This window comes from Vibrio sp. VP6, from assembly GCF_028823755.1.
In the GTDB taxonomy this organism is placed as follows: Bacteria; Pseudomonadota; Gammaproteobacteria; order Enterobacterales; family Vibrionaceae; genus Vibrio; species Vibrio parahaemolyticus.
This window is the reverse complement of sequence record NZ_JAPEID010000038.1, coordinates 1-23,082: the sequence shown is the minus strand read 5'-3', so window position 1 is coordinate 23,082 and position 23,082 is coordinate 1. Positions and strand designations below refer to the sequence as shown.

The window sequence follows — 23,082 nt, the reverse complement described above, 5'->3', positions numbered from 1 at the left end:
TGTTGGCTTTATGACCGCCCACCACAAGTAAGCGGCCAAAGTCTTAAAAGTTAAGACTTTTCAAACAGTGCCATCGATTCTAGATGGCTGGTATGAGGGAACATGTCCAGCATACCTAATTTGGTTAGTTGATAGCCTTGCTCTAGCAAGCTCTGACTGTCCCTTGCAAGGGTAGCAGGATTACAAGAAACATAAACTACACGCTGAGCGCCAAGCGCAGAAACTTGATCGATGATCCCACTCGCTCCTGCTCGTGCAGGGTCCAGCAATACTTTGTCAAACTTTTCCGCAGCCCAAGCTTGGCCGTCAAAATCCTGCTCAAGGTTAGCGTGATAAAATTGCGCGTTATTGATTTGGTTCAAAGATGCATTATTTGAGGCTTTTTCGACCATCTCAGCCACACCTTCTACGCCAACGACATGTTTAACACGCTTTGCGATCGGCAAGCTGAAGTTACCTAATCCACAGAACAAATCTAACACTCGTTCGTCATTTTGAGGGTCTAACCACTCAATCGCCTGTTCCACCATTTTCTGGTTAACCGCTTGGTTGACCTGAATAAAGTTGTTCGGTGCAAAAGGGATTTTTACGCCCGCTTCTTGATAGAAAGGCACCTCACCTGCAACTAAGTTAAGTTGGTCAGTTTCTGGCATCAGATACAACGAGGCTTGATGGCGTGTCGCTAATTCAACTAATGCACTGACTTCTTCATCGGCCAAATTACTTAAGTGTCGCAACGTGATACAAGGCCCGTTGTCACCCAACACCAGTTCTACATGCCCCAATTGCTCTGGCTTTTTGAACGTTGTTAGCACCGAATAAATCTCAGGCAATAGCACATTCAACTCAGGAGCCAATACCGGACAATCCGTCACTTGCGCAATTTGCTTGCTTTGCTTTTTGCGGAAGCCGAAGTGCAACTGACGCGTTTTCTTATCGACAAACAAACTCACGCGAGCACGACGTCGGTAACCTAAAGACTCGCCCAATACTGGCGCATCCAAATCAATGTCACTGCCAGCAAATTTTCGCATTAACTGACGAAGCGTCTGCTGTTTGTGCGTCAATTGTTGGTCATAATTAAGGTGCTGCAAATCACAGCCGCCACATTCATGATAATGCGGACAAAATGGCGCAACGCGCGCGTCGCTTGGCTTTAGAATTTTAATCAGCTTGCCGCGAGCAAATTTGCTCTTCTCTTCCACCAATTGCGTCACCACTTCTTCACCTGGTAATGCGCCGTCAATGAACAACGGTTTCTTTTTAAGGTAAGCAATACCTGCGCCGTGGTGATCCAAACGCTCTACTTGTGCCGCTTGGTGACGAGTGTTTAATTGCGTTTTCTTTTTAGGTTGAAAGATACGTGCCATGCTCTGTGCCTGATTAGTGTCTAATTGCTCTGCTGCTTCACTATTCTTGATTGCAGCCGTTGTGTGATTCGAGTGACTTGATTATGCTTACCGTTTATCCGGTGACGTCACTTCTTTGCTCAAGGCAGTATGACTACTCTTGAGAAATAATGCGTTATTTTCCCATATCCAGACTCCGATGTAATTAGATAACATGACCAGATATGGCTTACGAGCACGTGTAATTACGCTGACTCTCGCTCCCACTCTCATTATTGGTTTATTACTGAGCGGCTTTTTCTCCTTTAATCGCTATCAGGACCTAGAGAAACAAGTTATCACTACGGGCAATAGCATCATTGAACCTCTTGCGATCGCCAGTGAATCTCACCTACTTGCTGAAAGCCGTGAAGCCGTACGTCGCCTGATTAGCTACGCGCACCGTAAAAATTCCAAACTCGTTCGCAGTATTGCCGTATTTGATGAGCACCATGAACTGTTCGTCACGTCAAACTTCCATCCTAATTTTGAAGCTCTGATGTTCCCAAAAGATAAGCCGATCCCAAAGCTGGGAAATTCGGAAATCTATGAGAACTCCCTGATCCTGCGTGTGCCGATCTTGTCGGAAGGACACTATTTATCAGAACTGTCTAACGAAAACCAAGGCACAAAAGCCATTGGCTACATCGCGGTAGAAATGGATCTTTCTTCTCTACGCTTACAGCAATACCAAGAAGTCTTCTCCGCTTTCCTTGTTTTGATCCTTGGTCTAGGGCTTGCAAGCGTGTTTGCTTCCCGCTTAATGCATGATGTTACCCAACCAATCACGCACATGAAAAACGTCGTTGATCGTATTCGTCGTGGTCACTTAGATGTGCGTATCGAAGGCAAAATGCACGGCGAGTTAGACCAACTGAAAAACGGTATCAACGCCATGGCGGTTTCGCTATCGGAATACCACGTCGAGATGCAGCACAGTATAGACCAAGCCACGTCAGACCTACGCGAAACCTTGGAACAGTTAGAAATTCAAAACGTTGAGCTCGATATTGCGAAGAAGCGCGCACAAGAAGCCGCACGTGTGAAGTCAGAATTTTTGGCCAATATGTCGCACGAATTACGTACGCCATTGAATGGTGTAATTGGCTTTACTCGTCAAATGCTCAAAACGCAGCTTTCTAATAGCCAAACCGACTACTTGCAAACCATTGAGAAGTCCGCAAACAACCTACTGAACATCATCAATGACATTCTCGATTTCTCGAAATTGGAAGCCGGTAAGCTGGCGTTGGAAAACATTCCATTTGATTTCCGCGAAAGCTTAGAAGAAGTAATCAACCTACAAGCCACCAGCGCGCATGAGAAAGGTCTGGAGATCACCTTGAAAGTGGATCCGAAGATCCCGCCAGGTCTAGTCGGAGACCCGCTACGTATCCAACAAATTTTGACTAACTTGGTGGGGAACTCCATTAAGTTTACTGAGCGCGGAAACATCGATGTTAGCGTCGAAATGCGTTCACAAGCAGGTGACTCGGTTGAGCTGCAATTTATGGTGCGAGACACCGGTATCGGTATTTCAGAGCGTCAACAAGCGCAGTTATTCCAAGCATTCAGCCAAGCGGATGCCAGCATATCTCGTCGATATGGTGGTACGGGGCTGGGCTTAGTCATCACCCAGAAACTGGTAAGTCAGATGGGCGGCGAAATCAGTTTGACTAGTCGTCTTCACCAAGGTTCGACATTCTGGTTTACGCTTCGCCTCAACTCGACAGAAATGCCAATGAGCGATCTGATTGAAGTCGAGCTACTTACGGGCAAACAGTTGCTGTTGGTAGAACCAAACATGCAAGCGGCATCGGTGACTCAGCAGATCTTGAGTCAAGAAGGTATTCTCGTTACCTATCGTTCTTCCTTACCAGAGAACGAAGAGCACTACGATTACGTATTGCTGAACTTGGCAGCAAACCAAACTTATGACGAGCAATCAGTCGCAGCTTGGATTGAGCAAGCGAAGCGCATGGCGCCAAGTGTCATCATGGGTACACCGAGCACCGAATTAGCGCTTGCCGACCAAATCATGACCGAGCATCAAATCCAGTGCTTAACCAAACCGCTATCTCGCCGTAAGCTGCTGCAAAGTTTGATCAATGAACATGTTGAAGCACCTCAAGCTATTGCCGCTCCTGTTGAAACAGAAGAAAGCGAACGACTGCCACTGACAGTGCTCGCGGTGGATGATAACCCTGCAAACCTAAAACTGATTTCAGCACTACTGAAAGAAAGGGTTGAAACCGTAACGGCTTGTAGCAATGGCCAGCAAGCCGTAAATCTCGCTACCGAGAAGAAATACGACCTGATTTTTATGGACATCCAAATGCCATTAATGGATGGCGTGACCGCTTGTCAGAACATCAAAGAGCTTGAGTTAAACAAAGACACACCAGTGATCGCCGTTACCGCGCACGCCATGGCCGGGGAGCGCGATCGTCTAAAGACACACCAGTGATCGCCGTTACCGCGCACGCCATGGCCGGGGAGCGCGATCGTCTGCTCGCCGCAGGTATGGATGATTACCTCACCAAACCAATTGAAGAGCATGTACTGCAACAAGTGTTGGTCCACTGGAATCCGAATACCTGTACAGAAAGCATAGGGAAAGTTGCGCCGTCCTACGTCGATGAACCAGCAAGTGAAGCACCTGCTACAGCTGAAAATACACAACCTGATGTGATTATTGACTGGCAAGCCGCATTGAAACAGAGCGCTAATAAGGAAGACTTAGCCAAAGATATGCTGCGTATGTTGATCGATTTCATTCCAGAAGTAGAAGAAGTTGTCGACCACGCACTTGAGCAAGACGATTATTCGCGTGAAGAGTTAATTCATGTGATCCACAAACTGCACGGCAGTAGCTCTTATTGTGGCGTACCAAGGCTAAAATCTCTCTGTGCTACGCTTGAACACGCACTTCGTTCAGGAGCCAGCATTGAGGAAATTGAACCTGAAATGTTTGAACTGCAAGATGAAATGATTAAGGTCACCACCACCGCAAAACTTTATCTAGAGCAGTAGCATTCTGACTAAACTTCATACAAAAAAGCCAGAGCATTTGCTCTGGCTTTTGTTATTCAACTTAAAGGGTTAGGATTCAAGAATCACGGTCGCAACCGCGTAGTGACGTTCATCAGAAATGGATAAGTGCACGTGATTAACGCCCATCGTCTGCGCCATTTTTTGAGCCACGCCAGACAGCATTAAAATTGGCTTACCCAACTCATCATTCGAGACGGTAAAATCATGGAAAGTCACGCCTTGAGCAATCCCCGTACCTAGCGCTTTCGATGCTGCCTCTTTAGCGGCAAAACGCTTAGCAAGATAACGCCCTTGCTGCTTAAGTTGCGAAAACTTTGCCATTTCATCCTCAGAGAGAATACGTCGAGCAAAAGGTTCACCACTGCGGCCTAGCGCTTTCTCTATACGCTCGATTTCAGCAATGTCGGTTCCTAAACCTAAAATAGCCATTCGCAGAACCTAGTTATTTGCGTGCCGCGATCATCAGTGCTTTCATCTCTGCCACTGACTTTTCTAGGCCATCAAACACTGCACGTCCTATGATAGAGTGACCAATGTTCAATTCGTAAATTTCTGGTAGCGCAGCAATTGGTGCCACGTTGTGGTAAGTCAGACCGTGGCCAGCGTTCACAATAATACCAAGGTCATCAGCGTAGCTTGCGCCCGCAGCAATCTTCTTCAATTCTGCTTGTTGCTCTTCTTCTGTTTCTGCATCAGCGTAATGACCAGTATGAAGCTCGATAAATGGTGCACCACACTGCTTCGCCGCTTCAATTTGCTGACGATCCGCATCAATAAACAGAGAAACTTTAATGCCCGCTTCCGTTAGCTTTTGCGTTGCCGCTTTTACTTTCTCAAGTTGGCCAACCACATCTAAGCCGCCTTCAGTAGTGAGCTCTTCACGCTTTTCTGGTACGAGACAAACAAACTCTGGCTTAGTTTTTAGTGCGATCTCAACCATTTCCTCAGTGACCGCCATTTCTAGATTCATACGTGTTTGAATCGTCTCACGTAGAATACGCACATCACGATCCAAAATATGGCGACGGTCTTCACGCAGGTGGATGGTAATGCCGTCCGCCCCAGCACGCTCTGCGATTTCCGCAGCGTGTACAGGATCTGGGTATTTTGTACCACGCGCATTACGTAGAGTGGCAATATGGTCGATATTAACGCCTAAATAAATTGAGCTCATTTTCCATTACTCCGTGCTCTGGGTGTCTGAATAAACAATTCACGACTTTTTAAAGGTTTGCCGCCAAGATACGGCTTTAAGGCTATACGTGTAAAGCGTTTTGCCGCTTTTAACTGCTCTTTAGTGACAAACCGCCGCTCACTGATTGCAATCAGCTCATTGCCCAGAAATGTTAGATTGTCCCGCCTTACCGATGCGATAAATCCCTTTTGTTCTCGGTAGCGGTACGTCATCTCAGGATCGACCGACTCCCCCGTGCCAGCACAGTGCAAAAAGTCGACGCCATACCCCATTGAAGAGAGCAAAGCCAACTCAAAACGGCGTAATGCGGGTTCTGGGTTTTCACACTGAGCGAGCTCGGTTAAGGCATGCAGGTAATCATGAAACAGTGCAGGCATTGGGACTTCTGCCATTAGCACTCGCCCAACGAGCTCGTTGACGTACATGGCTGAGTACAGGTTGATCCCAAACAAAGGTAAACCTAGGCTGATAGGCTCTGCTTGGCGCAACGTTTTCATCGACCCTTTACCAGACCATTTAAGCAATAGAGGCGTAAAAGGTTGCAGTGCGCCTTTTAGATTGGAGCGTTTACTACGCGCGCCCTTGGCCATTAGCGTGATACGACCATACTCCTCGCTAAATACATCAAGGATTAAGCTCGATTCACTGTAAGGGCGTCGGTGCAGGACAAAGCAGCGTTGAAAACCTTCTGCGGATAAGTTGCTCATCTAAATCTATGTGCCTAAAAATCTAATGCCAGAATAGTAAAAAATAAGGAGCCATGCGGCTCCTTATTTTAATCGATATTGGATTCTACTTAATATTGAAACGAAGTGTTCTCGCCTCAAATTATAGATCGTCGATGTAACCCAGTGAGCGTAGTGCACGTTCGTCATCTGCCCAACCAGACTTCACTTTCACCCAAGTCTCTAGATAAACTTTACGGCCGAACAACTCTTCCATATCTAGACGTGCTTCACGACCAATGGTTTTGATCTTCTCGCCGCCTTTACCAATCACCATTTTCTTCTGACCATTACGTTCAACAAGAATCAAAGCATTGATATGGAAACCGTCGGTTTCTGGGTTGTAATCAAAACGCTCAATCTCAACCGTTACAGAATATGGCAGTTCATCACCAGTAAAGCGCATTAGCTTTTCACGTACGATTTCTGAAGCCATGAAACGCTGAGAGCGATCCGTTACGTATTCTTCAGGGAAGTGATGCGTCGCTTTCGGCAGGTGATTACGTACGTGCTTGCGCAATACATCAATGTTCTTACCTTGCTTCGCAGATATTGGCACTACATCGACAAAGTCCATTTTTTTAGACATTTCAGCCATGTGTAGCATCACTTCATTACGATCTTGCACGTTATCGACTTTGTTAACACAAAGTACAACAGGGAAGTTCGATTTCTGAAGCTTGGTCAACACCATCTCGTCGTCTTTCGTCCAATGGGTACCATCGACTAAGAAGAAAACTAGGTTCACGTCACTCAACGATGAGTTTGCAGCGCGGTTCATCAAACGGTTGATTGCACGTTTTTCTTCAATGTGAAGTCCTGGTGTATCAACGTAAATCGCTTGGTAATCGCCATCTGTGTCTACGCCCATGATGCGGTGACGCGTCGTTTGTGGCTTACGTGACGTGATCGAAATCTTCTGACCTAGAATTTTGTTCAGAAGCGTCGATTTACCCACGTTAGGACGACCAACAATGGCAATGAAACCACAATGCTGGTTTTCCGGTGAGCTCACCTCACCATGTGATGCGAAAAACGCATCGATGTCGAATTCGTTATCAGCCATTAGTTAATTGCTCTAGTGCTGTTTCTGCTGCCGCCTGTTCTGCCTTGCGGCGGCTGGTGCCTTTACCGATTACAGGCTTATCCACACCTGCTACTTCGCACTCAACCGTAAACTCTTGGTTGTGCGCTTCACCTTTAATATTAGTCACTGTGTAGACAGGCAGCGGTTTTCTTCTGCCTTGCAGGAACTCTTGTAGGCGAGTTTTTGGGTCTTTTTGTGATACGCCAGGTTTGATGGCTTCAAGACGCGAGTTGTACCAACTCAGAACAATACTGCGTACTTTCTCAATATCACTATCTAGGTAAATTGCACCAATAATGGCTTCTACCGCATCGGCTAGAATAGAGTCTCGGCGGAAACCGCCACTCTTCAATTCACCTGGACCTAATTTTAAATAATCTCCTAGATCGAATTCACGACCCAGTTCCGCCAATGTGTGTCCACGTACCAGAGTAGCGCGCATACGGCTCATGTCACCCTCGTTCACTTTCGGAAAACGATGGTACAGATCATCAGCGATGACAAAACTTAAAATTGAATCGCCCAGAAACTCAAGACGTTCATTGTGCTTGCTGTTGGCGCTGCGGTGAGTCAGCGCCAAGTTGATAAGCCCAGCATCCTTAAATTGGTAGCCGAGCTTTCTCTCTAGTTTATCAATTGGAGAATTCATACTCTCTCGATATTAAATAGTTAGTGAATACCACCGATGCGGTTGAAACGCACACCAGTTGGGATCCATGAAGGTAGAACGCTATCTGCGCCACGATCAAACTCAAAGCTGATCCAAATGGCAACAGCTTTGCCGACAAGGTTAGCTTCAGGAACAAAGCCCCAGTAACGGCTGTCTGCACTGTTGTCACGGTTATCACCCATCACAAAGTACTGACCTTGAGGTACCACCCATTCAGTTGTACCGCTACGTGGGAAGTATTGCTCCACACGGTTACGTACAAGTGGGTTAACCAAAATATTGTGCTCAACGTTACCCAATTTCTCATCCAGTTGGATCATTGGGATACCGTTTGATTTGAATTGACTCTCTTCTACATTGCTCAGTTTAACTGGCTTACAGCTGGATTCGCCTTGGCTTTGAATGCACAACTGCTTATCACCAGAATAACGAACAATGTCACCCGGCAAACCAATGACACGTTTGATGTAATCAACGCTTGGTTGAGGTGGGTATTTAAAGACAACAATATCACCACGTTCAGGCTTACCAGTTTCCACTAACTGAGTACGCCATACTGGGTCTTTTAGACCATACGCGTACTTCTCAACTAAAATGAAATCGCCAACCAGCAAGGTTGGCATCATTGAGCCTGACGGGATTTGAAACGGTTCATAGATAAAAGAACGTAATACTAAGACGAAAGCGATAACAGGGAAAATAGACACACTGTTTTCAATCCACCATGGCTGGCGCTCCACTTTCTGTAGAGTGACCGCATCCAAACCATTTGTAGTTTGCGCTTGAATCTCCGCTACTTTCGCTTGACGTTTTTTTGCAAACACCAGCTTTTCCAGTAGCCAAACTACACCCGTTACCAAGGTGACGATAACCAGCATCAGTGAGAATGTATTCGCCATTAAATTCCCTTATCTAAAAATACGAAAGTGAAAGAGCCTAAACCCTTTCACTTATTTAAGTTCTAACGTCTTATGACCAACAATAGTGGGACAAAGTTCAACTCTAATCTTTGCCGACGTGAAGAATTGCTAGGAACGCTTCTTGAGGCAGTTCCACGTTACCGATCTGCTTCATACGTTTCTTACCTTCTTTCTGTTTCTTCAGAAGTTTCTTCTTACGACTCACGTCACCACCGTAACATTTTGCGATTACGTTTTTACGTAGCTGCTTAACGGTAGAACGCGCAATGATGTGGTTACCAATAGCCGCTTGAATCGCGATATCGAACATCTGACGAGGGATAAATTCTTTCATCTTCTCAACCAGCTGACGACCACGAGTCTGAGACTGATCTTTGTGCGTGATAAGCGCAAGTGCATCCACTTTGTCGCCGTTCAATAGTACGTCGACGCGTACCATGTTTGACGCTTCAAAGCGTTGGAAGTTGTAATCCAGAGATGCGTAACCACGTGACGTAGACTTCAGACGGTCGAAGAAGTCGAGAACAACTTCCGCCATTGGAATATCGTAAGTCACTGCCACCTGGTTACCGTGGTAAACCATATCAACTTGGAGACCACGCTTCTCCACACACAGTGTGATCACGTTACCTAGGTAATCAGAAGGCACCAAGATGTTACAACGCGCAATCGGCTCACGAATCTCTTCGATGTCGTTAATTGCAGGTAGCTTCGCTGGGCTATCAACGTACAGTAGCTCACCATCCGTTTTCTCAACTTCGTAAACTACCGTTGGCGCTGTGGTAATCAGGTCGAGATCGTATTCACGCTCTAGACGCTCTTGGATAATTTCCATGTGCAGCATGCCAAGGAAACCACAACGGAAACCAAAACCAAGCGCTGCTGAGTTTTCTGGTTCGTAGAATAGCGATGCATCGTTTAGGCTCAATTTACCCAGTGCGTCACGGAAGTTTTCGTAATCGTCAGATGATACAGGGAACAGACCCGCGTATACCTGAGGTTTTACTTTCTTAAAGCCTGGAAGTGGCTTATCGCTGCCGTTTTTCGCTAACGTTAGCGTATCACCTACTGGTGCGCCTAGGATGTCTTTGATACCACAAACAACCCAACCTACTTCGCCAGTATTTAGAACATCAGTATCCACTTGCTTAGGTGTAAAGATACCCAAACGGTCTACACCCCAAGCTTGGCCTGTGCTCATTACTTTGATTTTGTCGTTCTTCTTCAGTGAACCGTTTTTGATTCGTACCAAAGATACTACGCCAAGATAGTTATCAAACCATGAGTCAATGATCAGCGCTTGTAGCGGCGCATCAGGATCACCTTCTGGCGCTGGAATTGCTGATACGATGTTTTCTAGAACGTCCTCAACACCCAGACCTGTCTTCGCAGAACAGCGTGTTGCGTCCATCGCATCAATACCAACGATTTCTTCAATTTCTTCAGCTACACGTTCAGGATCAGCGGCTGGCAAGTCGATCTTGTTTAAGATTGGCACAACTTCCAGATCCATTTCGATCGCGGTGTAACAGTTAGCAAGTGTTTGCGCTTCTACACCCTGACCAGCATCAACAACCAATAGCGCGCCTTCACAAGCCGCTAGAGAACGTGATACTTCGTATGCAAAGTCTACGTGTCCCGGAGTATCGATGAAGTTCAGCTGATAAGTTTCACCGTCTTTAGCGGTGTAGTTTAGCGTCACACTCTGAGATTTAATGGTGATACCACGCTCACGTTCAAGATCCATAGAATCCAGAACCTGTGCGGCCATTTCACGATCGCTTAATCCTCCACAAACTTGGATTAGACGGTCTGATAGGGTCGACTTACCATGGTCGATGTGGGCGATAATCGAAAAGTTACGAATGTGCTTCATAGATTTAGGGTGACTAACTCTTTACAAATTGGGACAGTAAGAAAGCCATCATTTGACGGCATTTCAATCAAGTTGGCAGATTCTACCGAATTTCGTTAACGGGCGCACCTAATTTAAAGTGTAGAGCTTATTGGATAGGTTCACCGAGAACTCGAATGAGGGTGACTTGGCGTTTTGACTCATCTTCAAGCGGTTTTGATAGGCGTTTTGCGAACCACATACCACCGGCTGCAAATAGCATGGATGCGAGAATAACAATGCCTTCTCCACCAGCGGTCAGAGGAGTCAGTAAGAAATGACCAACCATAGCACCAAGAATCAAACCAAATAAAGGCAGTAGATACACCGCCATGGCTGACTTGATAAGGCTGGATTCAGGAAAGCCGATTTCCACGACTTGACCGACTTGCACGTTTTTTTCTGTGCGCAGATGCCACGACAGGCTCTTATTACCTATCGCTTTAGTGACAACACCTGTGCCACAACTTTTTTGCGAGGAGCAGCTGCTGCAGCTCGTTTGCTGCTCGCAGCTTAAATCTATCTCGTACTGCTTACCGTGACGCTCTACTCCGGTCACGGTAGCTAACGCAGTCATCATTATTGCTTACTCTTTGTTACATTAAATGTGACAGATTGAGCAATGCGCTGCGCCGTAGCTGGCGGAATATCTCCGACCACAGAGATTTCATAATCACCATTCACAAAACTGTGTAAGGTTCTACGGCCTTGACGAACCAGTTGTCCTTTTAATGAATGCTCATCTTTGTTTGCTACGTAAACAGAGAAGTTGAACAAGCCATCAGAATACAACTGACTTTCTACCATTTGGTCTGTTGATGCCATACGGTAGCGGTTGAGATCGTTTGGATGAAAACCGTCTGGAGTCCAGCCCACAGTCCAATTGCTCGTGCCAATTTCACCTTTCGGCATTGTAAGCACAGCAGGAAGTTGAACGTCTTCAAGGCCGCTCATCAACTCTGCAATTTTAGGGTTTACTGTGTAAGAGATCGTGCGGTATTGCTCTAGCATCTCGCCATCACGATCGACAAGATCGGCGCGAAGTGGCAATTTGCTCTTTTCGTCAATCCAAAGGACATAGGAATAACGTAGTCCGTCTTTCGGCACAATGCGTAATACCTGAGTTGGAACACCGGCTTCACGCGCACGCCCTACTTGAACGTAGTCGTAATACAGGTTTAGCTCGTCGATATTGGTGTTAAGCATCGGTATCGTTGGTGCAACCATTTTGCCTGATTCGATAGTGAACGGTTCCACGCCAGTTTCGATATAACTCACTTCTGTTCCGCGACGAATCACCTCACGTACAGGTCCACTTAAATAAACAAGATGAGCGTACTGATCTTCGCCGTGTGTCGCGTGACGATACAGCAAAGGCTCAATGCTGTTCTTTTTGATAAGGATGTAAGAAAGTTCGTAACTTAAATTCTTACTCGCCTCGCTCATTTGATGCAATAAAGCCTCCGCCGGCTTATCACCAGCAAAGGCTTGCGAAGACATCATACTGAACAGAGCGCAAGCGCTGATCAGAAATTTTTTCATTCACTATCCGGAGTCAGATGCGCATCTTGCTGAGATGCGTCACTGTTAATTCTTAACTGCAATTCGTAGTCACGCAGCATAGCATGAACGCGTTTACGTTGCTCCTGCATATTTGCCTCACCCACTGAGCGCTCTACGGACTCACGAGTTAAGCTCACAGGTTCAGCACTGCCTGCAAACGGAACGGTTTGCAAAACTGGTAACTGTTCAGCTTGTGGCGACATTGGATCGCTACCGCCGTATTGCTGCACACCTAAGATAACGACTAGCGACACACATGCAGCAACAGCGACTTGCCCAAACTGAGTTAACCACGCTGGCAACTGACGTTTGGCTTTTTGCGGTTCTGGTTGCGACTCTTTAGGCGCATCAGCGATTGAAATGACATTGGCACTGCGCGAATCGATCGCACGATGCACAGGTTCGTCTTCTAACGCTAACGCTACGCTTTCAGCAATATTCCACTCAGGTTTTGCTGGCGCCTCGCCTCGCATCACATCACCAATTAGGTGATAATTCTGCCAAGCTTCACGGCTCTCTTGGTCTTGCTCTAACTCTTGAATTAAAGCCTTATCGACCAATTCTCCATCCATGAGAGCTGAAAGTTGTTCTTTGTCAGCCATTGTTTTCACCATAGTTATTACTTGTACTAGCGCTGTAAAAGAGGTCTGATTTTCTTTTCCACCGCTTCACGAGCACGGAAGATACGTGAACGTACCGTTCCTACCGGGCAATCCATCACTTCAGCAATTTCTTCATAACTTAAGCCATCAAGCTCTCGCAATGTCATTGCTGTCTTTAAATCTTCAGGTAAAGCTTCGATTGCACTGAACACTACCCGTTGCAATTCTTTGGACAACGTTAAGTTCTCAGGGTTCGAAATTTCTTTAAGTGCACTACCTGTTTCGTAAAATTCAGCTTCTTCAGCATCAACATCTGTCGCTGGGGGTCTGCGCCCTTGAGCCACAATGTGATTTTTCGCAGTATTCACTGCAATGCGATACAGCCACGTATAAAACGCACTTTCCCCGCGAAAGCTAGGGATAGCTCGGTAAGCTTTGATAAAGGCTTCTTGTGCTACATCTGGTACATCGCCAGGATTACTAACGTATCTGGAAATAAGATTACACACCTTGTTCTGATACTTTGTTACCAGCAGGTTGAATGCTTGCTTATCACCATTCTGAACTCGCTCAATCAATACTTGATCGGTCAGCTGCTCGTTCATTCGAGCGGATACTCCTATTTGTTATGCCCCTACTCTTCTCAGATATGGGTACTAATTATGCAAAACGTAGTATTGACACCACTGCTTACTTGAGCACTATTGTGACTCCAATGTGAATGAGAAAGTTCCATGGTTTCTCAAGTTTTTTGTCATTGTTTTTTCACAGTGTGATGTCATGCGCCAAATCCCATGCACTGCCTGACTTATGTCTAATTTGACAAGCGAGCATATTAAAGGGAAATGGGTATAATGGATGATCTCTGTCCCAGATTGTGCTGGGTAGAAACTAGAAAAGCAATGAGATTGACAAACTATTACTTTTCATTTGCATGGCTATTGGCTGTCTGAATAACGCGTTTTCAACCAAAACTCAGAAAACAACCGTGTGTCATTAGGCCTCAATGACCTAAGCATGCAAAAAGAAGAGTGGCTCAAGTCACCAGAGTAACTGTGGTTTAGATAAGTCTCCCAACTTAGCCCTTAGTGACGGATGTCACGCATATGGAATGCACATGGTGTGCAAATAATACACAAGGTAACGTTGTTACCTTAGCTTGGGATTATAAAAGTTATATGAACACAAATCGTGAACATGAATGTGATGTGTTAGTGGTAGGGAGTGGCGCTGCGGGCTTGTCGTTGGCTTTACGTGTCGCAAACCACTGTAAAGTAATGGTACTTAGCAAAGGACCGCGCAGCGAAGGGGCAACTTACTACGCTCAAGGCGGTATCGCCGCTGTGTTCGATGAATCCGACACCATTGAGTCGCACGTTGAAGATACCCAAATTGCCGGGGATGGTATCTGCGACGAAGAGACCGTGAGATTCATTGCAGAACACTCAAAAGAATGTGTGCAATGGCTGATTGATGGCGGTGTACCGTTTGACCGTGAAGACGATGATTCTGACGATGAACCTCGTTACCACCTAACTCGCGAAGGTGGCCACAGCCGCCGCCGTATTCTGCACGCCGCAGACGCAACCGGTATGGCAATGCAAACCTCATTGCAGGACAACGCCCACAACCATCCCAATATTCATGTTCTTGAACGCCACAACGCTCTGGACTTGATCACTGAAGATAAAATCGGTGGTGATAAAAACAAAGTCATCGGTGCCTATATCTGGAACCGAAACGAAGAGCACGTAGAAACCGTGCGCGCCAAATTTGTGGTTCTAGCGACAGGTGGCGCGTCAAAGGTTTATCAATACACCTCTAACCCTGATGTCTCATCGGGTGATGGTATTGCTATCGCGTGGCGAGCGGGCTGTCGAGTGGCGAACTTAGAGTTCAACCAGTTCCACCCAACTTGCCTTTACCACCCTGAAGCTCGCAACTTCTTGCTGACCGAGGCCCTTCGTGGTGAAGGCGCCTACCTTCGTCGCCCAGACGGCACTCGCTTTATGCCAGATTTTGATGAGCGTAAAGAACTCGCCCCCCGCGATGTTGTCGCTCGTGCCATCGACTTCGAAATGAAACGCTTGGGTGCAGACTGCATGTATCTCGACATCAGTCATAAACCAGCGGACTTCATCACCAAGCACTTCCCCACCATTTACTCGCGCTTGATGGACTTGGGCATTGATATGACCAAAGAGCCTATTCCAATCGTACCAGCTGCGCACTATACCTGTGGCGGCGTGATGGTGGATCAAAACGGTCATACGGATTTGAAAAACCTATACGCGATTGGCGAAGTGAGCTACACCGGCTTGCATGGTGCTAACCGTATGGCATCGAACTCACTGTTGGAATGTGTGGTTTATGCGTGGTCTGCTGCAAAAGATATTCTGAAACATCACACCAGCGTTGAGCTGCCTTCACGTGTTCCATGTTGGGATGAAAGCCAAGTCACCAACAGTGATGAAGAAGTTATTATTCAACACAACTGGCACGAACTTCGCCTGTTCATGTGGGACTACATGGGCATTGTGCGTACCGATAAGCGCTTAGAACGTGCATTGCGCCGCATTCAACTGCTACAACAAGAAACGCATGAGTACTACAGTAACTTCCGCGTATCTAATAACTTGTTGGAGCTGCGTAATCTACTGCAAGTTGCAGAGCTTATGGTTCGCTGTGCAATGCAACGTAAAGAGAGCCGCGGCCTGCACTACACGCTTGATTACCCAAATCAACTGGAAAACAGCGGTCCGACAATTCTGGTACCAGCAAAGCAGTTAACCGATAATTAATATCGAATCTAACGCTTATCAACAGGGAGCTTTGGCTCCCTGTTTCATTTTCCATTGACGCAAAATCAAGGAAAGTTGCCGATAGCACCGTTCATCACAACTGTCTCGCCAAATCGTCACCATTTCATCCGACTCTAGCGTAAAGGAGAGTTTAAAAGGCAGCGTCGTCAGGTTGACGTGTTTGATATGCGAATTACTCGTTTCATTTTTTACCGTGCCGTCGCTGTGCACATACCAATGCCCTTGACTCGACAAAAGGACAAAGCCTGGATCACGTAGCTTGCTAGCAATCAGTAATAACAAATAAATCGATAATACGAGCGGAATGTCGGAAAGAGACACGGCCCAAGTCAAGCTTAAGAAAACGGTCAGATTGCTGACTTGAGCCGTAATTGAGGAAGATACGTTAAGATTAACGAACTTTGCTGAGGTTGTGGGCAACAATTTTATCAACCATTGCTGCATGGCCTAGGTTCTCGCTACGACCATGTCCCATCACCCAAGTGAACAGATCTGGATCATCACATTCAAGCAGAGAAACAAAGTCACGCTGTTCTTGTTCGTTCAGCGCATCAAAGCACTCTTCAAAAAACGGCATAATCACCACATCCAGCTCAAGCATGCCACGACGACAAGCCCATTTAATACGCGCCTTTTCTTCAGGAGTGTACATTCATTATTCCTTCATAGATGTCTTGTTATTAATGCGGAGTGTAACAAGGGATGTGCAACGTCACTAGTGTGCGGGTCACAATACGTTAAGTAACTTCAAGGTGTCAGATTCAAAGCTGGTCACTGATTCAACACCACTGAACCTCACGTTTAGCAACAGCGAGCTCTTTCCTAATTATTCTGCCATGAAATCACGATAGAAAACGTCACCTATCCTTGATTGGCATACGTTGTTGACGTTTGTTACTCAAGGTTGATTAGATTTCCAAATTACCGCTACATCTGAAAACTGAGCGGTTCTCGCTAAACCGAACACCTTAAGGTGACTTGGGCATATTGAAAGCTGACAAATGGTGAATCTGCATTTAACATAGCTGAAAAATATCTTCAAAAGGCATTGTAATCATGGAATGGCAAACTCGCTTTTCACCGCTCAACCTATCGACTCAAGATGCTCTACCAGAACTGTCTATCTCACGACTCGATCATCTAGGCATGATCACCATGGTAGGCGATGACAAAAAATCGTACCTGCATGGTCAAGTTACCTGTGATGTGGTTTCTCTAGAAAAAGACCAATCAACACTCGGTGCGCACTGCGACGCGAAAGGTAAAGTGTGGAGTGTATTCCGCTTGTTCCATCATGGTGATGGCTACGGCATGATCCAGCCGAAATCTGCGATTGAAATCGAACTGAAAGAAATAAAAAAATACGCCGTATTTTCCAAAGTCACGATTGAAGAATCTAACGATGTGATTCTTGGCGTTGCAGGTGTCAACGCCGATGCGTTTGTGTCTGCTTTAAATGAAGATGCCGGTGATGTACGCATCATCAATGGCGGCACTGCGGTAAAAGTAGAGGCGAACCGTTGGTTACTTGTTGTGACAGAAGAAGCGGCGCAAGCACTGATCGAAAACAGCGATGCTACGCTGACAACACGCGAGCTTTGGACTCGGTTCGACATTGAATCTGCACTGCCATTCGTTTCTGCCACAGCGCAAAACGAGCACATTCCACAAGCCTTGAACATTCAAGCCCTAGGTGGCATTAGCTTCACTAAAGGCTGTTACACAGGCCAAGAAACCGTAGCTCGAGCGAAATACCGCGGCACAAACAAGCGCGCTATGTACATCGTGAAAGGCGTAACGTCGACCGCGTTAAACGATGATGCGATTGAACTAGAACGCAGCGTAGGCGACAACTGGCGCTCAGTCGGCACGTTACTGGCTCACTATCAGTTCAGTGATAACCAAGCTATGGGTTTGATCGTGTTACCAAATAATCTGGATGACGACACTCGCCTTCGTTTGACGTCTCAGCCTGATTGTGAATGGACCATCGCAGAATTGCCTTACAGCCTTGATGATGAATAATGCCATTCATACTCCTTTGATGCAGTTTCTTGCCGACCAAAACATCACGTTTCGTCTGCTTCCGCATCAAAGACCAGCTACAACAATTGAGGATGCCGCGCAACAACGCGGCATTCGCCCTTCTCAAATGGTCAAAGCGATATTGCTGCGAGACATGGGCAATCAATACGCCCTCGCCTGCGCCCCTGGTGATCGCAGTGTGGATCCAAAAAAGGTACGAGCTTTACTGCAATGTCGCCGCATGACTTGTGTCGACCAGGCCGATGTAGAAGCCATCACTGGTTATAAAATTGGCACTGTGACGCCGTTATTACTCAAACGACAGATGCCGATTGTGTTTGACCCAAGCTTATTGGAAGAACGTGAAGTCACCATCAGCAGTGGGGACCGCATGGCAGGGCTGGCGTTATCCATCGACGATTTGGTTCAGCTATGCCACCCCACCGTGGCCGAAATCTGTCGTTAACATCCAATTCATAATGCAATAAAGCGCAGTGTTCTCATCACTGCGTGATCTCCCTCATATCTATAAAAACACGCTAAAGAATTTTTAATCAAAATTAAAACATAAATAGTCACCATTATAAAACTCGTATATGCTGATTCTGTTGGTTAAGTTTTCAACAAGCACTTAACCAACATAAAGTGAATCGGCTGACAGGCATGACCACGCTCATGATGTCAGCTATCCACTTTTGTGTAATGCATCTGTGACTATTCGCCCGCTCAAGCGGGCTTTTTTTTGCTTGGAACTTTTTTCAAGCAGTCTCATCTAATCTTGTGTAAGCAAGCTATAACACTTAGATAGAAGGTGTAGGTTTGAAAAGGAAACAATTAGCAAACAATCATTTTCCTTCTATTCTTATTTCTGTAACAAAACTATTGCTTAATGCACCACGTATGAAGGAGAACAGAAACATTTGGGTTCCTTCCAGTGTAATTTTTTGGGGTAATCCTCACGCTATTTGAGATATCAGTCTGTCAATTTGTCTAAGGCAGCACAATTCTCCAAAGCGATACATTTCACCTGTACTTAATACTATTGCTGTCACAATAATTTTTACGTCCAAAACGTAGAATAACTGGGCTAGGTAAGAGAAAAGGAAAGTAAATATGAGACTGTTTAAGCGCTATACACCAAGTATGATTGCTAAACATATAAGTCGTCTTTTTAAGGGAAGAATCTATATTTACGGGGTCGGAAGATTCGAGTTTGATAACGGTAAATTGATACTACCGGAAAAAGCGGAGCAACGTCATTTTCGAGCGGTAAAAGAGATTAACCAAGAAATAATGAAACTCCGATGCGCATACGCTTAGCACTTCATCGATGTCAAAAAGACAAGTAAAACAAAGGCTGGATTATCCAGCCTTTTGTGTTTTTAGGTAATGTAACTCAGAGCTATTGACGAGCCAGTTCTGGTAGGTGCCCCTTCAAACCCAGTGCACGTTTCATGATCTCATCTTTAGCACCCGGTAATTGTCCCGCTAAACTCAAGCCAATACCGCGAACCAGTTTTTTCGCTGGATGGCCACCAGAGAATAAATCACGGAAACCTTGCATCGCCGCAATCATCTTCGCCGCTTCAGCTTTACGCCAACGCTCATAGCCACGCAGATTGCGTTTACTACCAATGTCTTGCCCTTGTTTCCAAAGAGTCAGTACTTCTTGCGCCAGACTGGCAGCATCCAATAAGCCGAGATTCACGCCTTGGCCTGCTAATGGGTGGATGGTATGAGCCGCATCGCCAACCAGTGCAACACGCTCAACTACAAAGTCTCGGGCATAACGCATTTTTAGCGGAAACGCCGCTCGCTCTCCCACCACTTCACACACGCCTAAACGAGCATCGAATTCGCTGGTTAGCGTTTTGTTGAACGCTTCATCGCTCATGACCAGCAATTCTTCCGCTCGGTTTGGCTCTGTCGACCAAACGATAGAACACATGTTTGGTTGAGACATTGGCAAGAATGCCAAAGGCCCGTGAGGTGTAAAAATCTGACGCGCGATGCTGTGGTGCGGATCCGCTGTTTTCACATTAGCAACCAACGCATGGTGACCGTAGTCCCAATGCGTCAAAGGAATATCCATCTGGTTACGCAGCCACGAATTCGCGCCATCTGCGCCCACCACCAGCTTCGCTGTCATCGCTTGGCCGTTATCGAGCGTTAACCAACTCTCTTGTTCACCAACCGCGAGTGTCGCACAGCGCGCTGGCATGAATAGCGTCACATTCTCTAGCTTTTGCAATTGTTCCAACAACGCTAACTGAATCACGCGATTTTCAACGATGTGACCCAAATCAGGTTGCGCCATACTTTGTGCATCAAACTCTATTTTTGCGAAGCTGTCTTGCTCCCACACTTCCATACCGTAGTAAGGTGAAGCACGGCGTTGCTCAATACCCTGCCAAGCTCCTAGCTTACGTAAAATGGTTTCACTTGAGCGGCTCAGTGCAGAAACTCGCACATCAGGCAGTTCATTCAACACTTCATCTGGCACGCTACCTTCGATCACGGCGATACGCAGGTCACTGTCTTTGAATGCGGCGGCAAGCGCCAACCCAACCATCCCTCCGCCGATGATGGCGATATCTACACTTTGCATCATTGCTATTTATTACCTAATAACTGGTTGTTACCTAGTTTGTTGCAGTCAATCATCGTTTCACTAAACCAAGAGTATGGCGCAAGAGCGGCTGCTTAAAAATAGAAAGGTTATCCATCGCGGCTAAGGCTGTATTTCGCCCAATTCGCATCGCGAGTAAATCGTTCGAAAAAACATGGACTAACGAGCTTGTTAGCCAAATGGTTTCGTTGCGGTCTGCTTCTCGGCGTTGACTAAAGCGGATCAGGCCTTGGTAACGCCCAACATCTTCACCTTGCTTGACCAATTCCTCAGCGAGAGTGACCACGTCTCGGATCCCCAAGTTGAAGCCCTGTCCAGCAATCGGATGCAGCGTTTGTGCTGCGTTACCGACTATCGCAAAACGGTGTGAAATATTTTGCTTGCGATGACGAAGCAACAACGGATAGCTCGCACGCAGCCCCACTTTTTGCATCGCACCTAATCGCCAACCAAAATCTTGCTGAAGCCGTTCAAGAAATTCGCTTTCGGACAATTCCATTACAATTTGAGCGTCATCAGGGCGTAAGCACCATACGAGCGACATTCGATTATCACTCATCGGCAGCAGGGCAACTGGGCCGTTTTCAGTAAAACGCTCAAATGCGCGACCTTGATGCGGCTCTTGAGTCACAATATTGGCAATTACGGCAACTTGGTCGAAATCATGCTCAGAAAGCTCCAAACCAATTTGCTGACAACATTGCGAAACCGCACCATCGGCGGCAACAAGTAATTTCGCATTAAGCAACTCACCACTAGCAAGCTCAAGCGTCACATTTTCTTGAGTTCGGGTAATGTGCTTCGCGGAGTCTGGGCAGTACAAATCGATAGCGGTACTGTGAGTCAGCAATTCTTGGTAAACACGACCAACATCGGCTAACTCTACGACATAACCTAACGCTTCAACGCCAACGTCGTGCTTAGTGATGTCCGTCATTCCCGCATGAGAACGATCGGACACATGGATGTGTTCAATCGGGGTCGTAAAAGGTTCAATCTCAGACCATAACTCTAAGTGACGCAGCAAGTTAACCGTACCATAAGACAAAGCAATCGAGCGCGAATCAAAGCCCGGATGCTGATCAGATTGCGCTTTAAACGGTTCAACAACGGCAACACGCAAAGCCCCTCGAGACAAATGCTCAATCGCTAAAGCTAGTGTAGCCCCAGCCATGGCACCACCAGCAATTACTACGTCATATTGCTTCATGTTAACCTCTGGTCTATCTAGATTAATGAATCGTCGGTTTGCTTTCGCTGCTTTCTGGGCGAGCTCCGAACTCTGCATGAATGGTAAGTACGCAAGCTTTCACGTGTTCAATGACTTGTTCCAGCAATTGTGCTTGTTCACCAAAGTCGTCATCTTCATCAATGCCTAACTTGGCAATTTCTTCTAGGTCAGCCAACGCTTCTTTTGCATCATCCGATGCATTGTTCAGCGCAATGCCTGCTAAACCAAGACCAGATATAAAGTGATTCACAAAATCAGACAAGCTATCTGCCAACGCGAATAAACCCTCTTCGCCCGACTCATCCGGCAGAAGTAGTGACAGCTCCATGGATGAACCCGTTAGCTCGTTCGCCGTCACTTTGAAGACCGTCTGTGCAAAAGCTAACGCCGTCGTTGGCCAGCCCATGCCATCATTGGTGTAATCGAATAGAATTGGTTGCCAGGTTTGATCGTTAATCGCCAATCCACCACTTAGCATGCCGACAAGCAAACCGTGCAGCTCCGCAGGTGTCACAGCTAAACTTGCAGATTGTAGCTCTGCAGCAATAGATTGATATTCTGGAAGGGTGATTTCACTCATAACTTGGCTCATTCTTGCGTAATAATGTATCGACATATCCTACCATCAAGGTTAGTCGTCTGAAACGGCTATCAAATTCAATTTTGAACACCATTTGTTCAATTTGCCCAATTCCTGTGTGATCACGTCATCATTTCTCTTTCTGTGATGGGAAATGCTTGAATCTTAATAACGGTTTTCCTATAGTTTCCTCCTCGGTAGTTGCACGTAGCAACACCTTAGATAGCGCGAATATAGAGTTTATTCATCATGAGCAATCAAGCGATCGACGTAGAAATACTAGGCAAAGTTACACGAGTAAATTGTCCAGCAGGGCAAGAAGAGTCTCTCGTTGCAGCAGCAAAAGATCTTGATCGCCGATTGAAAGAGATGAGCGAACGTACTAAGGTAACCAATGAAATTCAACTGCTGACGTTTGCTGCATTAAACATTTGTTATGAGTTGCACACCAAGTCATACGAATCAAACGGTCAACAGCAAGAAATTACTGAGCGCATGGAAAAGCTCACCGCGTCTTTAGAGAACGCACTAAGCAAAGTTACGCAAGGACAGCCGTAGATACAAAATTTACCCTGGGGTGTTCGTCAGACGGATTTAAGTCCCTGAGCCGATAAGCAATACCAAAGGGTTAGTACTTGATAGCTATTGAGCAAGCTTGGCATGCACCGAGAAGCCTACGGTTATCATTGCTGATCCG

Annotated in this window: 22 protein-coding genes, 1 other RNA gene and 1 pseudogene; 7 read left to right on the top strand and 17 right to left on the bottom strand. The window is 46.3% G+C overall.

Annotation, left to right across the window (positions count from 1 at the left end; translation table 11 throughout):
* Nucleotides 1-50: 50 nt before the first annotated feature.
* Nucleotides 51-1,370: a 23S rRNA (uracil(1939)-C(5))-methyltransferase RlmD gene (gene rlmD, locus OU793_RS19525; protein ID WP_159404031.1), complete on the bottom strand. Its 1,320-nt coding sequence runs from the start codon at nt 1,368-1,370 to the stop codon at nt 51-53.
* Between the two features lie 193 nt (nt 1,371-1,563).
* On the opposite strand from rlmD, the pseudogene barA reads away from it, so the two are divergent.
* Nucleotides 1,564-4,421 (top strand): annotated as a pseudogene (gene barA, locus OU793_RS19520) (two-component sensor histidine kinase BarA).
* A gap of 69 nt (nt 4,422-4,490) precedes the next feature.
* Here barA and acpS read toward each other — a convergent pair.
* From acpS to rpoE, 11 genes are all read right to left on the bottom strand, one after another.
* A complete protein-coding gene (acpS, locus tag OU793_RS19515) occupies nt 4,491-4,871 on the bottom strand; it encodes a holo-ACP synthase (protein WP_017449143.1) in 381 nt (126 codons plus the stop codon).
* A 13-nt stretch (nt 4,872-4,884) separates the two neighbouring features.
* Entirely contained in the window at nt 4,885-5,616 is a 732-nt protein-coding gene (gene pdxJ, locus OU793_RS19510; protein WP_005484124.1) for a pyridoxine 5'-phosphate synthase, read from the bottom strand.
* On the bottom strand, nt 5,613-6,344 hold the full coding sequence (gene recO, locus OU793_RS19505) for a DNA repair protein RecO (RefSeq protein ID WP_140103764.1): 732 nt from the start codon (nt 6,342-6,344) through the stop codon (nt 5,613-5,615). Before recO ends, pdxJ begins: the two co-directional genes overlap by 4 nt.
* A gap of 121 nt (nt 6,345-6,465) precedes the next feature.
* Nucleotides 6,466-7,428, bottom strand: a complete 963-nt coding sequence (era, locus tag OU793_RS19500) for a GTPase Era (protein ID WP_005460684.1) — start codon at nt 7,426-7,428, stop codon at nt 6,466-6,468.
* Nucleotides 7,421-8,098 (bottom strand): ribonuclease III, encoded by a 678-nt coding sequence (rnc, locus tag OU793_RS19495; protein WP_005460683.1) that lies wholly within the window; start codon nt 8,096-8,098, stop codon nt 7,421-7,423. Before rnc ends, era begins: the two co-directional genes overlap by 8 nt.
* Nucleotides 8,099-8,118: 20 nt before the next feature.
* A complete protein-coding gene (gene lepB / locus OU793_RS19490; protein ID WP_020841275.1) occupies nt 8,119-9,018 on the bottom strand; it encodes a signal peptidase I in 900 nt (299 codons plus the stop codon).
* Nucleotides 9,019-9,121: 103 nt separating this feature from the next.
* A complete protein-coding gene (gene lepA / locus OU793_RS19485) occupies nt 9,122-10,915 on the bottom strand; it encodes a translation elongation factor 4 (RefSeq protein WP_005460681.1) in 1,794 nt (597 codons plus the stop codon).
* 127 nt (nt 10,916-11,042) lie between these two features.
* Nucleotides 11,043-11,513: a SoxR reducing system RseC family protein gene (locus OU793_RS19480; protein ID WP_031828819.1), complete on the bottom strand. Its 471-nt coding sequence runs from the start codon at nt 11,511-11,513 to the stop codon at nt 11,043-11,045.
* Nucleotides 11,513-12,475, bottom strand: coding sequence for a sigma-E factor regulatory protein RseB (gene rseB / locus OU793_RS19475; RefSeq protein WP_005490311.1), 963 nt, complete (start codon nt 12,473-12,475; stop codon nt 11,513-11,515). Before rseB ends, OU793_RS19480 begins: the two co-directional genes overlap by 1 nt.
* Nucleotides 12,472-13,098: a sigma-E factor negative regulatory protein gene (locus OU793_RS19470; protein WP_005481241.1), complete on the bottom strand. Its 627-nt coding sequence runs from the start codon at nt 13,096-13,098 to the stop codon at nt 12,472-12,474. The genes rseB and OU793_RS19470 overlap by 4 nt, the downstream gene beginning before the upstream one ends.
* Before the next feature lie 26 nt (nt 13,099-13,124).
* A complete protein-coding gene (gene rpoE, locus OU793_RS19465; RefSeq protein ID WP_005493913.1) occupies nt 13,125-13,703 on the bottom strand; it encodes an RNA polymerase sigma factor RpoE in 579 nt (192 codons plus the stop codon).
* Between the two features lie 573 nt (nt 13,704-14,276).
* Between rpoE and nadB the strand changes: the two genes are divergently transcribed.
* Nucleotides 14,277-15,899 carry an L-aspartate oxidase gene (gene nadB / locus OU793_RS19460; protein WP_005490333.1) on the top strand — a complete coding sequence of 541 codons (1,623 nt, stop codon included), beginning with the start codon at nt 14,277-14,279 and terminating at the stop codon, nt 15,897-15,899.
* A gap of 18 nt (nt 15,900-15,917) precedes the next feature.
* On the opposite strand, the gene OU793_RS24930 is transcribed toward nadB, so the two are convergent.
* Together OU793_RS24930 and OU793_RS19455 are read right to left on the bottom strand one after the other, a co-directional pair.
* Entirely contained in the window at nt 15,918-16,364 is a 447-nt protein-coding gene (locus tag OU793_RS24930) for a protein YgfX (RefSeq protein ID WP_224067043.1), read from the bottom strand.
* Nucleotides 16,312-16,572 (bottom strand): succinate dehydrogenase assembly factor 2, encoded by a 261-nt coding sequence (locus OU793_RS19455; protein WP_005458651.1) that lies wholly within the window; start codon nt 16,570-16,572, stop codon nt 16,312-16,314. Before OU793_RS19455 ends, OU793_RS24930 begins: the two co-directional genes overlap by 53 nt.
* 404 nt (nt 16,573-16,976) lie before the next feature.
* Between OU793_RS19455 and ygfZ the strand changes: the two genes are divergently transcribed.
* The 3 genes from ygfZ (at nt 16,977) to OU793_RS19440 (ending at nt 19,265) form a co-directional block, all read left to right on the top strand.
* Complete coding sequence (gene ygfZ, locus OU793_RS19450; protein WP_005493910.1) at nt 16,977-17,945, top strand: tRNA-modifying protein YgfZ; 969 nt, start codon at nt 16,977-16,979, stop codon at nt 17,943-17,945.
* A complete protein-coding gene (locus OU793_RS19445) occupies nt 17,938-18,411 on the top strand; it encodes an aminoacyl-tRNA deacylase (protein ID WP_020835379.1) in 474 nt (157 codons plus the stop codon). Before ygfZ ends, OU793_RS19445 begins: the two co-directional genes overlap by 8 nt.
* A gap of 647 nt (nt 18,412-19,058) precedes the next feature.
* Entirely contained in the window at nt 19,059-19,265 is a 207-nt protein-coding gene (locus OU793_RS19440; RefSeq protein WP_005380970.1) for a DUF1107 domain-containing protein, read from the top strand.
* 82 nt (nt 19,266-19,347) lie between these two features.
* Here OU793_RS19440 and OU793_RS19435 read toward each other — a convergent pair whose 3' ends face one another.
* Genes OU793_RS19435 through OU793_RS19425 form a run of 3 tightly spaced genes read right to left on the bottom strand, consistent with a single transcriptional unit; the run spans nt 19,348 to nt 22,385 of the window.
* Nucleotides 19,348-20,556 (bottom strand): FAD-dependent 2-octaprenylphenol hydroxylase, encoded by a 1,209-nt coding sequence (locus tag OU793_RS19435; protein WP_140103993.1) that lies wholly within the window; start codon nt 20,554-20,556, stop codon nt 19,348-19,350.
* A gap of 49 nt (nt 20,557-20,605) precedes the next feature.
* On the bottom strand, nt 20,606-21,784 hold the full coding sequence (ubiH, locus tag OU793_RS19430; RefSeq protein ID WP_053046848.1) for a 2-octaprenyl-6-methoxyphenyl hydroxylase: 1,179 nt from the start codon (nt 21,782-21,784) through the stop codon (nt 20,606-20,608).
* Nucleotides 21,785-21,806: 22 nt separating this feature from the next.
* Nucleotides 21,807-22,385 carry a YecA family protein gene (locus OU793_RS19425; protein WP_005457285.1) on the bottom strand — a complete coding sequence of 193 codons (579 nt, stop codon included), beginning with the start codon at nt 22,383-22,385 and terminating at the stop codon, nt 21,807-21,809.
* Nucleotides 22,386-22,634: 249 nt separating this feature from the next.
* Here OU793_RS19425 and OU793_RS19420 point away from each other — a divergent pair, with 249 nt between their 5' ends.
* Both OU793_RS19420 and ssrS read left to right on the top strand, forming a co-directional pair.
* Nucleotides 22,635-22,943, top strand: a complete 309-nt coding sequence (locus OU793_RS19420; RefSeq protein WP_005484120.1) for a cell division protein ZapA — start codon at nt 22,635-22,637, stop codon at nt 22,941-22,943.
* Nucleotides 22,944-22,951: 8 nt separating this feature from the next.
* Nucleotides 22,952-23,082, top strand: a non-coding RNA gene (ssrS, locus tag OU793_RS19415) — 6S RNA; the annotation flags it as partial.